This window comes from Oceanobacillus sp. B139/18, assembly GCF_055524595.1.
In genome coordinates this window covers 410,371-424,583 of record NZ_JBVFXI010000004.1, presented here as the reverse complement: position 1 = coordinate 424,583, position 14,213 = coordinate 410,371, and the positions used below count along the sequence as shown (strand labels likewise).

At 40.0% G+C, this 14,213-nt stretch carries 10 protein-coding genes; 7 read left to right on the top strand and 3 right to left on the bottom strand.

Annotated elements, in window-relative coordinates:
- Positions 1 to 8: 8 nt before the first annotated feature.
- Complete coding sequence (locus ACZSMY_RS14680) at positions 9 to 1,406, bottom strand: polysaccharide deacetylase family protein (RefSeq protein ID WP_341172540.1); 1,398 nt, start codon at positions 1,404 to 1,406, stop codon at positions 9 to 11.
- A 518-nt stretch (positions 1,407 to 1,924) separates the two neighbouring features.
- Here ACZSMY_RS14680 and ACZSMY_RS14675 point away from each other — a divergent pair.
- From ACZSMY_RS14675 to ACZSMY_RS14655, 5 genes are all read left to right on the top strand, one after another.
- A complete protein-coding gene (locus ACZSMY_RS14675; protein ID WP_465147924.1) occupies positions 1,925 to 2,914 on the top strand; it encodes a LacI family DNA-binding transcriptional regulator in 990 nt (329 codons plus the stop codon).
- A gap of 11 nt (positions 2,915 to 2,925) precedes the next feature.
- A complete protein-coding gene (locus ACZSMY_RS14670; protein WP_256705675.1) occupies positions 2,926 to 3,942 on the top strand; it encodes a Gfo/Idh/MocA family protein in 1,017 nt (338 codons plus the stop codon).
- Between the two features lie 172 nt (positions 3,943 to 4,114).
- Positions 4,115 to 5,113, top strand: coding sequence for an ABC transporter substrate-binding protein (locus ACZSMY_RS14665; RefSeq protein ID WP_455725290.1), 999 nt, complete (start codon positions 4,115 to 4,117; stop codon positions 5,111 to 5,113).
- 56 nt (positions 5,114 to 5,169) lie between these two features.
- The gene (locus ACZSMY_RS14660; RefSeq protein WP_465147923.1) at positions 5,170 to 6,669 is read left to right on the top strand and encodes a sugar ABC transporter ATP-binding protein; all 1,500 of its coding nucleotides are present in this window, start codon (positions 5,170 to 5,172) and stop codon (positions 6,667 to 6,669) included.
- Positions 6,670 to 6,759: 90 nt separating this feature from the next.
- Positions 6,760 to 7,806: an ABC transporter permease gene (locus ACZSMY_RS14655; RefSeq protein ID WP_042531830.1), complete on the top strand. Its 1,047-nt coding sequence runs from the start codon at positions 6,760 to 6,762 to the stop codon at positions 7,804 to 7,806.
- A gap of 44 nt (positions 7,807 to 7,850) precedes the next feature.
- Here the strand turns inward: ACZSMY_RS14655 and ACZSMY_RS14650 are convergent, their stop codons facing one another.
- Positions 7,851 to 9,665 carry a methyl-accepting chemotaxis protein gene (locus ACZSMY_RS14650; RefSeq protein WP_042531828.1) on the bottom strand — a complete coding sequence of 605 codons (1,815 nt, stop codon included), beginning with the start codon at positions 9,663 to 9,665 and terminating at the stop codon, positions 7,851 to 7,853.
- Positions 9,649 to 11,724 (bottom strand): efflux RND transporter permease subunit, encoded by a 2,076-nt coding sequence (locus tag ACZSMY_RS14645; RefSeq protein WP_175297030.1) that lies wholly within the window; start codon positions 11,722 to 11,724, stop codon positions 9,649 to 9,651. Before ACZSMY_RS14645 ends, ACZSMY_RS14650 begins: the two co-directional genes overlap by 17 nt.
- A gap of 169 nt (positions 11,725 to 11,893) precedes the next feature.
- On the opposite strand from ACZSMY_RS14645, the gene ACZSMY_RS14640 reads away from it, so the two are divergent.
- Together ACZSMY_RS14640 and ACZSMY_RS14635 are read left to right on the top strand one after the other, a co-directional pair.
- Complete coding sequence (locus ACZSMY_RS14640) at positions 11,894 to 12,448, top strand: TetR/AcrR family transcriptional regulator (RefSeq protein ID WP_042531824.1); 555 nt, start codon at positions 11,894 to 11,896, stop codon at positions 12,446 to 12,448.
- Between the two features lie 693 nt (positions 12,449 to 13,141).
- Positions 13,142 to 14,155 carry an Rpn family recombination-promoting nuclease/putative transposase gene (locus tag ACZSMY_RS14635; RefSeq protein WP_465147922.1) on the top strand — a complete coding sequence of 338 codons (1,014 nt, stop codon included), beginning with the start codon at positions 13,142 to 13,144 and terminating at the stop codon, positions 14,153 to 14,155.
- The last annotated feature ends 58 nt before the right edge of the window (positions 14,156 to 14,213 follow it).

Here is a 14,213-nt window from a genome sequence, read left to right as displayed (position 1 = left end):
CCAATTTTTCAATCTCCAATCATTTCCGAAACAGTCTTAAATGTGTATCCACGCATTAGTATATTTTCAATAATTCTAGGCAGCACCCGGATTGTATGTGATTCATCTGAAATGTGCATTCCAATAATACTTCCGGATTCTACATTATCTACAACACGTTTATAAATCTCGTCTTCTGATCTGTTCAAATCCCAATCGAGAGAAGCAATGTCATAAAGGACAATATAATCTATTCCGGTTGCAGCAATTGTATTTGCTGATGAATCATCTAAAAGCCCTTGGGCAGGGCGAAAATAATTCTTCGGTTTTTCTTGTAACGCATTAGATATAACTTGATCCGCCTTCACTAAATCCTCCTGTAATTCAAGGGAATTCATTTCTGTTACAACAAGGTGATTGTAGGAATGGCTTGCCACTTCATGTCCTCTATCTATAATTAAACGTGCAAGTTGAGGATTTGCTTCTACTCCCTTTCCAATAACAAAAAATGTTGCCTTTATCTGATAATCATCTAGAATATCTAATATTATTGATAACGTTTCATCACCTGCCCAGTCATCGAAAGTTAGAACAACTTCTTGTTCATCGGTTTGAAAGTTTTCAATAACCTGAGGGGAAGCCTGATCGTAATCTTGATTAACAGCTAACTTATTTGTTTCAATTTCCTTATTTGGATTAGTATAAGCCGATTCCACAACGGCTTCCAAAGTTGTTAATTCATATCCCGCTTCTTCGGCATCTTTTTTAATTAAAGAAACAGCATCAATAATCTCTGGATTCAGATAAGTATTCAGTTGAATAATGGCTCCTCTGTTCATAAAACCCCTCACATATTCAGCAATTTCTTCTGCACTTTGCATGTCCCCGTCCCTTGGATTGATTGTATTAGTAACTACCTGCATATCTAGCTGTGCAGCAGCACTTTCAAAAAAAGGGGAAGTGTCTCCAGAACGGCTTCTTGCAAATTGTGGAGTAATATCTAAGTTTTCTTGGATTACTTTATTAGTCAAATATAATTCCGTATAAGCTTCTTCATAATCTATCGGTTCAACTAATATATGATTTAAAGTGTTATTTTGAATCGTATGTCCATTTTCTAAAATCATTTCTGCTATTTCTGGTTCCTCAGCTATCTTTACCCCCTGAACAAAAAAAGTGGCATGAATTTGAAGCTGATTCAATCTTTCCAAAAGACTAGTCATCGTTTCTTCATCTGCCATTCCATTAAACGTTAAAGCTATTTTTTTATCTGTTGTCATTATTTTACTTATCGATTCCTCAGACTCTATTTCATTTGGAGGAATTTCAATTTCCGGTTTTACAGCTTCTGCTTCTTCTGCTTTATTACTGCATCCCGTTATAATAACCAATACTAAACAGAGACTCCAGAAAATATACCTTTTCACTACATATCCTCCTTCTTTACTAAACAAACATTCGAAAGCACTTATGTATATTATAACAAATTTCTTATTTAAAAATTAAAATATGGAAAATATTATAATTATATTTTTAATAATCCACTTTTATAATGGAGTCAATTAACAAACTTCAAGGGACAAAGTCTATTTAAAAGTAAAAAAGTTTATTCACTCATCTACTAATAATTCTATATATACCAGTTATTTTATATTTTATGTAATTTTCCCCAACCCTTTTTTCATAGCCCATTATCATGAAATCCATTACATCTTTCAAGCAATTTCCACATTCATATTTAGAATTATCCTGCACTTTTTGAATCTTCATCGCTAAAAAGGAGTATTTTCATAAAAATAAGCTGCTCTTCCAAATTTTTTAGAATGTATTTATAAACCTTCGCATATTAATTCTATAGCTTACAGAAAACGTTTACATCAGAACTTCTTCATTCTATTCAATTCTACATCGACTGTACATTATTTGTTCTGAAAGAGGTTGTGCCATGGCAAATATACATCAGGTTGCAAAACAGGCAGGTGTTTCCATTGCTACGGTTTCGCGTGTTCTAAATAACACATCCAAGGTCTCTGAGAAAACGCGACACAAGGTTGAAAAAGCCATTCGGGAGTTAAATTATGCTCCCAGTATGCTTGGCAGGAATTTACGAAACTCGGAAAGCAGATTACTTCTTGTTCTTATTCACACGTTCTCAAACCCTTATTACACAGAAATCATTAATGGGATTGAGGATTATGCCATAGAAAACAACTATAATATTCTGCTTTGCGAAACAGATGATAACCTGCAGCGGGAAGATATCTTTCTTCATATGGTTCGTAATAAATTGGCGGACGGTATTATTTCCATGAATCCTACCGTTCATGTTGATAAGCTGAAAGAGCTTTCTGAGTCCCATTCTATCGTGCTTTGCAGTGATTATTATGAAGATGCCAATATCCCTTATATTGCAATTGATAATACAGAGGCTGCTTATCGCGCGGTAAAGTATCTGATTACGATGGGAAATAAAAAAATCGGCTTGATCAATTTCAATGAAAATCTGCTCTATGCAAAGCAGCGGCGCATCGGATTTGAGAAGGCCTTAAACGAATTTCAATTGCCTATTTGTGACGAATGGATCCATTACACTGACGGACTCAGCTTCCAGGACGGTGTAGAAGCCATGCGGCAAATGCTGCGTTCTAAAAACCGGCCAACTGCTGTATTTATTATTTCAGACACTTTAGCGATTGGCGCTATCAAAGAATTACATGCTCAGGGCATTAAGGTCCCTCAAGAGATGGCGATTATCGGATTTGACAATATTGCTTTTTCCAGTATGACCACACCTGCCCTGACAACAGTTTCTCAGCCAAAATATCAAATGGGCTATCGTTCCGCAAAAATGGTCATTGACCGGATTCAAGGGCTGCCTGTTGAAAATGTCATCATGGATTATGAGTTGATTATTCGAGAATCAACATTGGGTTAGGAGGGATCTAAATGATTGTAGGAATTATTGGCTGCGGCTCGATTACACGCTTCAGGCATGCTCCCGAGTATAGAGCCAATCCATCCGTAAAAGAGATTGTTTTCTATGACAGAAATCCTGAACGCGCAGAGGAAATGAAGCAATTATTTGGCGGCAGAACCGCTTCGTCACTGGAGGCATTGCTTCAAGATTCGACCATTGATGCCATTAGTGATTGCTCTTCCAATGAAGCACATTATTTTCATACAACAAAAGCTTTACAAGCCGGTAAGCATGTTCTTTGTGAAAAACCAATTTCCGCCACTGTGGAACAGGCAGAAAAAATGGTACGTACTGCGAAGGAAACCGGAAAGCTATTAATGGTGGACCACAACCAACGCTTTACAAAAGCACATCAAAAAGCACGTGAAATCCTTCGAGCGAAAGAGCTTGGCGAGATTCTCTCCTTTCAGACAACCTTTGGGCACAGCGGCCCCGAAGATTGGGGAGCAACCAAATCAAAAGAAACCTGGTTTTTTAAAAAAGACCGTTCTCATTCAGGGGCTGCAGGAGATTTAGGCATTCATAAGCTGGACCTGCTCTTCTATCTGTTGGATGACGATATTACAAATCTCCATTCCTATACGGCCACCTTAGATAAAACAGATGAAAACGGTCAGCCTATCGAAGTAAATGACAATGTCGTCTGTATTTTAAAAACTGCTGGAGGAAGCATCGGTACTGCCACTTTCTCTTGGACCTATTACGGGGAAGAAAATAACTCTACAACGATTTACTGCCAGGAAGGAATTATGAAAATATACCAGGATAAACACTATCCACTTCTTATTGAAAAGAAAAACGGTGAAAACATTTACTATGCATTAGAAGGAATTCAAACCAATACGAATCAAACAAACTCCGGCGTAATCGATGCCTTTATCCATTGCATTCAAGAAGAAAAAAAGCCCATTGTCAGCGGAGAAGATGCATTAAAATCATTACGACTGCTTGAAGAAATTCTCCAGCAAAACGAGGAAAGGATGTAATGGATTTCATGAAAGCAGCTGATTTATCTCTCATAGGAAGGAAAGGAGGCGTTTTCCCCATCTATTTTATTTATTTCCATCATTACCTCGTATGCTAATTGCAAACGGTTATTCTGTGCAGAGCCAGTCTATTTTATAAGATTCACTAAAAATCGGGGAGGTTTACAATACGATGAAGAAAAAAAGTTTTGGCTTTTTAATGATTGCTGTCCTCATGCTTTTGTTGGCTGCTTGCGGCGGTGGAAATGATTCTGGTAAGGCTTCAGAGGAGAATAATGCGGACAGCGGAAATGGCAGCGAGGACACTGAAGAACACTATAAAATTGGCATACTTGCGCCAGAAGTGACGCATGGCTGGGTTGCGGCAGTTGCTTACCACGCTGAAGAACGCGTAAAAGAATTAGGAGATCAAGTAGATTATCAAATTCAAACCAGCAGTAACGCGGAACAAATGACTTCCCAATTAGATGATTTAATGACATGGGGAGCTGACGCCATTGTTGCTTTTCCTCAATGGGAGGGCATGGAAGTCCCGATTCAAAATGCCATTGACAGTGGTATAACCGTGGTTAACTTTGACATCGCGATTGATGTAGAAGGAGTTTACCGCGTTGCAGGTGATAATGAAGATATGGGTATCCAGGGAGCGAATTACATTGTAGATAAAATTGGTGAGGAAGGGAATGTTGTTGTACTGGAAGTGCCTTCGTCCGGTTCTGTATCCGAGTTACGGACCAAAGGCTTCGAGGAAACCATGGCAGAAATTGCTCCAGATATGAATCTGATGACGTATGCAACAGAATTCACCAGAGAGGATGGTTTAGCTGACTTCGCTGATGTTCTGACTTCTGTTGAGGATATTGATGCCGTTTATTCGATTGATGATGAAACCTCTGTCGGTGTCTTACAAGCTATTCAAGAAGCTGGAAGAACAGACATTCAAGTCGTCACAGGCGGCGGTGGCATGCAGGAATATTTTGAAATGATGCCAGAAAACGAAGATATCTGGATTCAATCCGCATTATACAGCCCTGTTATGGTAAAAGATGCTGTTGACATTGCGATAGACGTGCTCAACGGAGAAGACGTGGAGGAAGAAACCATCATTCCAACTACTGTCGTTGACCGGGATAACTACGAAGAATTCTTAGATGAAAATTCACCATATTAAGCAGAGGGGAGCAGGAAAGTCTGCTCCCTTTCCATCCATTTCTCAGAGGTGATGACATGCTTGTGGAGTTAAGAAATATCCAAAAGTCCTTTGGCAAAAATCATGTTCTAAAAGACGTTTCCCTTTCTATTAAAGCAGGAGAAATTTGTGCATTGCTTGGAGAAAATGGAGCGGGGAAATCAACCCTGATGAACATCTTAGGCGGTATTCATCAGCCTGATAAAGGCAAGCTTTATATAAACGGGGCCGAGGTAAATCTGACCGGTCCGGAGCAATCTATTAATATGGGAATTTCTTTTATCCATCAGGAGCTGAACTTAATTAATGATCTGCCCATCTATGAAAATATGTTTTTAGAAAGAGATTATAAAAAGGGATTCAAGCGCGTACAGCATCAAAAAATGATTCAAGAAACAAAGGAGATATTTGAACGCATGCATGTAGACCTTGACCCCCGCATGCTGGTCAAAGAGTTAGATTCTTCCTATAAACAAATTATTGAAATCTGTCGCGCGATTTCGATGAATGCTTCTGTCATTATCATGGATGAACCAACAACATCGCTTACCGATTCTGAAATCGAACGTGTATTTACGATGATGCGGCGTTTACGCGATCAACAGGTTGGCATTATTTTTATCTCTCATAAGTTAAAAGAAGTCATTGAGGCTTGTGACACATATGCCGTACTCCGGGATGGCAGGCTTGTTTCTGAAGGACAGGTCAGTGATGTAACCACAAAGGAGCTTGCCCGCTTTATGGTCGGCTATGATGTCCGGACAGATCAACTGGTCCAGCAGCGTGACCGCGGTGAAGAAATCCTGCGTGCAGAAAAATTTACGTATAATGCTGCTTTTTCCGATATTACTTTTTCCATTCATCAGGGAGAGGTTGTCGGATTCACCGGTCTTTTAGGGGACGGACGCAGTGAGCTGTTTCAATCCATTTTTGGCGCAAATGATATTTCATCGGGCAAGCTGTTCCTTTACGGCAAAGAAATTAATATCCATACCACGATGGACGCTGTTAAAAACGGAATTTCCTACCTTCCAAGAAACAGAAAGGAAAACGCCATTATTAAAGATATGAACATTCTCGAAAATAGCGCCATTGCTTCTTGGAAGAGACATGCCAAATGGGGAATCATCCAGCATTCCATCCATCAAGAGAAGCTGGCTGCACTTCAAAAACAGCTGAAGATACGGATGACTGATTCCTCAAACAGTATTCTGAATCTCTCTGGAGGAAATCAGCAGAAGGTCGTTTTAGCTAAATGGCTTTCCACAGATCCCCGTATTTTGATTTTAGATAACCCGACACAAGGGGTAGATGTTGGAGCGAAGGAAGATATCTATGATATTATCCTTCGTTTAGCTGATGAAGGGATTGGGGTTATTATTCTTTCCAGTGAAGCAAATGAAATATTAAGGCTTTGCAATCGGACGTATGTCATGTACCACGGACAGCTGCAAGGAGAATTAAAAGGAGAAGCAATGAACGAACAAGCAATAATGGAGCTGGCTACAGGCGGAGATGCTTTTATTTCAACGTCTTAATGGACTGTCCGCCATCACTTAGGCGATAAGTAACAGGTATCCCGCAGGTTGCAGCTTCTTTTTATCCGGGATCGAAAAGGGGTGTACCTTTTGACAGAGAAAAATATCAATTACTTTCACCAGTTTATCCTTTGGTTCAAGAATCGATGGTCTACTAGTCCATTGTTTAGTATTTTTATTGCGTTCATCGTAATGGTTATCTTACAAACGATTGTATTAGGCTTTGATTATCCTTCATTTGGAGAATGGTTTACGTCTTGGACTAATAACTGGATCAATATTTTACGAAACAATGCCAGTGTAGCAATTGTCGCACTGGGAATGACGTTTGTTATTATGACAGGCGGAATCGATTTAGCTGTTGGTGCAACGCTTGTAGCAACTGGCGCATTGACAATGACATTGCTTGATATTGGAGCAAACGGTTTTTTTAATGCGATTGGAATCACAGGCTGGACAGCTATTTTCATTACAATCATTGTTGTGATTCTTTTTGGATATTTGCTTGGTTCCTTAATTGGCGTAACTGTTACACGGGGAATGGTTCCTCCTTTTATAGCCACCTTAGGAGCGATGATGGTCTTCCGCAGTGTCACACAGCATTTCATGCAAGGAGCTGCACCGCGTGTACCGCCAGAATTTTTACAAATTGCCAATTTCAAAATCGGGAACTATATGATTATGCCCATCATCTACTGGATTTTGATTGCTGCTGTTATGTATTATATTTCCAAGCGCACCATCTTTGGCCGGCAGATTATTGCGGTTGGCTCCAATGAAAGAGCTGCCAGACTATCCGGAATTAACGTGAAGCAGGTTAAGTACCGGGTTTATGCGCTTTCCGGAATACTTGTAGCCATTGCTGCAATCATTCAAGTTTCTCGAATCGGCTCGATGGATTTTGCCGGTTCAGGACGGGGAATGGAAATGGACGCTATCGCTGCCGCTGTTGTCGGAGGTACAAGTATGATGGGCGGAAGAGGATTTATCCTCGGAACGGTTTATGGAATGTTGATTATTGCTGTGCTGAACAACCTGCTCAATCTCTTCGGGGTTCCTCCATTACTGCGGGATGCATTTAAAGGGATGATTGTCATTGCAGCTGTTCTGTTGCAGCGGAAGGAAAAAACCGCATGAGTCATTTCATGCGGTTTCTTTATCATTAAAATATTGAAATCCTCTTAAAACAAATTCAATAACCTATCCCAAAACCCTTCGTTCTCTTCCTCTTCTTCTGTCTCTTCGGTATCCTCTTCCGGCTGAATACTGTCTGTTTGAATCACAAATTGAACAGAATTTGTGATCTCATCATTTTCTCCCGATACGAAGGATACAGGATCAAAATCAGATTTATCATATTGTGAAATCATCTCATCAATTTCTTCCTGCATCTCATCAGGGATACTTTCAGTGGCATCATATAATTCACTGGTTCCATCCTGTAATTCATCTGCTCCGTTCGCAAGTTCATTGGAACCGGATGCCGATTCACTAATTCCATTATGAATATCAGCATAGGAAGTACTGAGCTCATTTACGCCATTGGTATAAGAAACCAGACCTTCATGGAACTGATTATAATTTTCAGCCATGGTATCTACACTTGTAATAAATTCATCCAGTCCTTCATCGATATCAATTTGGCCGACAGATTGCTCTAATTCATCGGAAAACGTACGGATATTGCTGGCAATGTCACTGGCAGAAGTTTGAAATTCAGATAATGCCGGCTCCACCGCATCAAATGATTCTACGGATTCATAGTAGACAGCTAATGCACCTTGGGCAGCTTCATAGGTGCCAACTAATTCATCAACAACCGCCGGATCTACTGCTTCACTATCATATAATGCTTGAAAATCCTCTTCTGTTAAGGTGGCTTCTGGGATGCCCTCCATAGCTGTCTGCAATGCTTCTTTCGCATCTCCATAGCCTGTTGACAGCGAATCTAATTCGTCAGCCAATGCTTCCATTCCTGCAGCCATATCTGATGCAGCTTCTGTCATCCCGCTTAACTGCTCTATTCCATCTATCCCTGTAATTTGGCCAACTTCTTCCTGTACGGTTTGAAAAGCATTATTGATTTCTTCCGATGCACCTGTTAATTCACCGCTGGAATTATTTAACTCATTTAAACCGTTCTGAAATTCAGAAGACCCATTCTCTAATTCACTTAATCCGCCAGACAGCCCGCTGATTCCATCACCAAGCTCACCTACTCCCTGGTTGATTTCACCAATGGCATCGGTTAAGCTCTGAAACTCCTCTGTGAGCGCATCTGTATCCGGACCGTCTACAGAAACAGAAGACGGCAGGCCGGAGATTTCCATTCCTTCTAATTCAAATTGATCGGTATCTGCTTGAATCGTCAGCGTCTCTTCTTCTCCCGGCATCACCGTAAATGCCACCTGCCTATTTTTCCCGGCATTGGCTATCGTTGCATCCTCCGCTTCAATATTATAAAAGTAATCGGTATTCAGCGCCTGTGATATTTGCAGCATATAGTTATCAAAGAAAGCAGTTTCTGTTTCTGCATTCTCTTCTACCTTTATTTCGATTTCTACCTGTCCGGATTCCCCAATAACCGTTTGCGGATCTACTTCTTCCCCGTCTAAATAATAGGAGATGGTGAATTTCCAGGGCAGCTCTTTGGAAAGGTCTCCTTGATAATAAAACGTATCTGAAGCCGCGTCCATACGGATTGTATCTCCGTCCTGTTCTATTTCACTCGTATCTGTTAAATTCTTGATAGATTCATAGTTTCCGAAATCCTCAATAACACCTGATTTATTCAATTCAAACGCATTTACGACATAGATATTTTCTAATGCGCCGCCTGCTTCTAAATTCGCATAAATAACCTCGTTCTTTTCCTCAATTTCCGCATCTCCCTCAGACGCAGAATCCTCAGAAGCCCCCTCTGCAAGAGCTGTATTCATAAACGGAATAAAGAACAGAGCTAAAGCGAGCCAGATCCATTTAATTGTTGTCCTCATGTTTTTCCTCCTTGCGAAACTTCATTCCTAATGATGTCTTTTGAAGCAATGTATCCCCATATACAAGCAATGCAGGCAGTAAGGTGATAACCAGAATAAATGCCAAGAGCGCACCTCTCCCCAGCAGCAAGCCGATAGACCCGACAACCGGATTAGATGATGTCATCCATAAAACAAATCCGACGATGGATAGAATCGATGCAGAAACAGCAATGGAGAAAATCTTATCATCCAATGTCATTTTTATTGCCTTCCATTTCGGCATATATCTTCTGTAATTTTTATATGTCTCCGTTAATAATATGGCATAATCCACCGTTGCTGCCAGCTGAACCGTACTGACAATTAAATAACCGATAAAGACAAGCGGTGTTCCTGTAAAATAAGGAATAGCTAAGTTTATCCATACGGCTGCTTGGATAACCAGTAGTAAAATAATCGGGAAAGAAATCGATCGGAAATTAACCAAAATCACAATCCCTACCCCAAGAATGGTTAAAATATTTACAAGCTGATTATCCTGGGACACAATATTCTTCATATCATACAGAGACGCACTTTCACCTAAGGTCAGCGCCTCCTCTCCATAATAAGCGGAAGCAATTTCCCGTATATCTTCTATCACTGCAAAAGGAAGGTCTCCTTCTGTTCCAGCTTCCGTATTAATAATAATCCGGCTGTAATGATCGGAAAGAAATTGCTCTGTCGCCTCTTCCTCTAAAAAGTCCTGCGGAATAACACTGCCGACCATGGTTGCATAGCTGATAACCGAGGAAACATGATTTACATTGTCCAGGACCTGAACCATTTCCTCCTCTTTCCCTATATCATTATTAGGAATAAGCAACACAACGGAAGTCGATTCTCCAAAAACTTCTTCAATCTGTCTCACATCAGTTCCTAGCCGGGTATCCTCCGGCGGTTCTCCCATCCCGTAGGTAAAGGTCGTGCTGCTCTGCGCCATAAAGCTGGGAACAAGAAGCAGCAGCACCAGAATAAGAACAGGAAGTCTTAATTTCAAGAGCTTCTTCCCGACTCCCTCAAAACGAGTCGGAACAAACGCACGATGCTGCGTCCGGTCAATCCAGCGATAAAACACAAGTGTAAAGGCTGGCAGAAAGACAATCACACTGATAAAGCTTAAAATAATTCCTTTAACTAAGTTCAACCCCAGATCGGAACCAATCTCAAAACGCATAAACATCAATGCCATAAAGCCAAAAATAGTTGTAAAAGCACTTGTGCTGATAACCGGCCATGATTCTTTAATAGCTGATTTCATTGCTTCTTCCGGTTTGTAATTTTTATTCCTGTAATCCTGAAAGCTATGCAGAAGAAAAATAGCATAATCCAAGGAGACTGCAAGCTGCAATATTGGTGCAACCGCTTGGGTAACAAAAGAAATCTCGCCGATAAATATGTTCGTCCCCAGGTTAATTAATACAGATACCCCAATGGCTGTCAGGAAAAATACCGGCTCCACCCATGAGCTGGTAGACAAGATAAGAATAATGATAATAATTGGAACAAGCAAGGCCGCCGCGTACATGCTCTCTGTCCCTGTCATTTCCTGTTCTGTTGCTGTATTGACAGCCTCCCCGGAAACGGCATTTCCCTCACCAATCAAGTCATAAATAGCATTGGTGGCCTCTACCTCTTTTTCATTGGCAATCGTGACAGAAAAAAGGGCATTTTCATCCTTATAGTATGTCTCCACTGTATCCGTGTCAGTTACTTCAATCGGTGTCCGAATATCAACAACATCATCCAGCCAGAGAACCTCTGTAATCCCATTTATCTCTTCCAGAGCATGTTTATACTCCATCGCTTCCTGAATCGAGACATCTCCTATCATGACCCTGGCATTTGCAATACCGCTTGAAAATTCCTCCTCCATCACCTCTAAAGCCTGCGTAGATTCTGCATCATCCGGTAAATAATCCTGCATATTGTAATTCACATCAACAAACAGAATCCCCGCTAAAGAAAGGATCATAAGTATGATAAAAAGTGTTACCACTGTCTTTTTAAAACGAATAATTAAATTTGCCACTGTCATTCCCCATTACCTTGCTGATTTCATTCATATAATCTATTATTATAACTACACACTGTCAGTTAGACAACAAACAGTTGTTTAAAATATGTACGTTTCGCAACAAATAATCATTATCTGTTGGATAACAGATAGAATTTCATATTTTGTTCATAAAAGGAGCTTATTTATCATGGCACAAAAACTAGATCGCAGAAAACGTTATACAAGGATGGCTCTTAAAAATGGGCTGATGGAGCTTTTAAAAGAAAAACCAATTTCTTCGATTACAATTAAAGAAATTTGTGAGCAGGCTGATATCAACCGTTCCACATTTTACAGCCACTATGCCGATCAATATGATTTACTGACCAATATTGAGGACGAAATTATCGATGAATTAAATCAGGCACTGCTTCAGTATGACTACACGCAGGAAAAAGAAGCGCTGGCGATGTTAAATTATTTACTCAAATATGTGTACAGCCGTCATGAGCATTTTCGGATTCTGTTCAGCGAACACGGCAATAAAAGATTCACACATAAAGTCATGTTCGCCGCACAAACGCATATTATGAATGACTTTAACGGACCAGAACATAAAATGAGCGAAACCGCTGCAAAGTATATGACAATCTATTCTATCAGCGGGAGTATTACGGTAATTGAATACTGGCTGGAAAATGGAATGAAGGAGTCACCGGATGAAATGGCAAGAATTATTACGGAAATAAGTAAGCCTTGTTGAATTCAGGGAAAGTCAAACTCTTTCACTAAGCTTCTTCCATTGTACGATAACATCGAAACTTGTCCATTTTCACACCAAGAACAAACGATTAAATAAGGATCAACACCAAAATCTATGGTTGGAAAATATAATTAAATGTGATAAAAGCAACTAGCTAGCGGAGAAAATACACGGAGACTCCTATGGGAAAGCGCAATGGTCTTCGGTGGGGCGAGTAATCGCAAAAGCTCTTCGATGGGACGAGTAATCGCTGTCCCAGTCCCAGTGGGAAGACCCCGCAGAAAAAAAGCGAACTTCTTTTTTTCTACCCGCAGGGCATAAGTGCGACTATGCTTCTGTCTGCGCCTGACGGCTTGCCAATCAGCAAGTCTTCTTTAAAGGAGATGAGCTTGGGGCTCATGGAAAGCGTAGTGTATTTCCGTAGCGGTCGCTTACAGCAAATTTATATCTACTATGTCACCCATAGATTTTGGTGAAGAGCCTTAAATGATCATTTTTCGTTCTGTATAAAAAAACATAAAAAATGCAATATGAACATCCTATTGTCATTGAAAAAGGCACAAACCTAAGTTAAAACGTCATTTATACAGCAGATTTTCACGCAGGAAATCCTATTTTACCGTTTTGCATCCCCCACTCATAGCCGCTATGATTAAAAGCAAATTTAATATTACCTGGGGGTGTGATAAAATAATGATAACCACAGTAAAAGAAAATACCGACAGCTACGATGCAAAGGATACGGATTATGACGGGCTTTGGAAAAATTTGATTGAAGAACTGTTTCAAGAATTTATGGAATTTTTCGCACCCGAGTTATACCCGGAAATTGATTTTGAAAAAGGAGCAGATTTCCCGAATATAGAACTTCTTCAATTTGTAATTAATTCAAGAAAAGGCAGAAAATATTCAGATAGGTTAGCCAAAGTGACGCTGAAGAACGGGGAAGAAAAATACGTCTTCGTCCATATTGAAGTGCAGGCTATTGGAGAGCAAGACTTTGCTGAACGCATGTTTAAGTACTTTTATCGAATCTATGACAAATATAAGCATCCGATTTATTCCATCGCCCTCTTGACGGATGCAAGTCATCAGCATTATGAAGATACGTTTCGTTATTCTTTCTACGGAACAGAATTAACTTATTTATACAATGTCTATCGTTTTTACGGAAAAGATAAGGAGAAGCTGAAAAAATCTGATAATCCATTCGCTTTAGCGGTACTTGCAGGAATCTATGTTAGTGAAAACGCCGGCAGAACAAAGAAAGACGACGAAGAAAAGTTCCAATTTAAACAGCAGCTTATCAGTATGGCACTCGAAAAATATTCGCACCGTGACACCTATCTGTCAGCCCTATTGTATTTTATCGATTATATCCTGCAGGTCCCAGCGGAATTACAGGAAAAGCTGTATGAATCATTACCAATCGCAGAAAACGAAAAGGAGGAAGGAAAATTCATGGGAATGGAAAAATTGAGAGATACCCCGACGTTTGGAAGACTGTTTAGAGAAATCGAGGAAGAGGCGACAAAAAAGGGCTTAGAAAAAGGCATGGAGAAAGGCATGGAGAAAGGCATGGAGGAAGCGGAACGGAATTTTGCCAAAAAGCTTTTAGACAGGAACTATTCAGATGAAGAAATATCCGAATTAACAGGTCTCGAGCTTAAGGACGTAAACGAACTCCGAAAATCGCTTGAAAATTAATGTAAGGGTAAAACGAGCAGCTCTTTTGTTTCTATTTTTATACAGGGGTAAGTTTAAA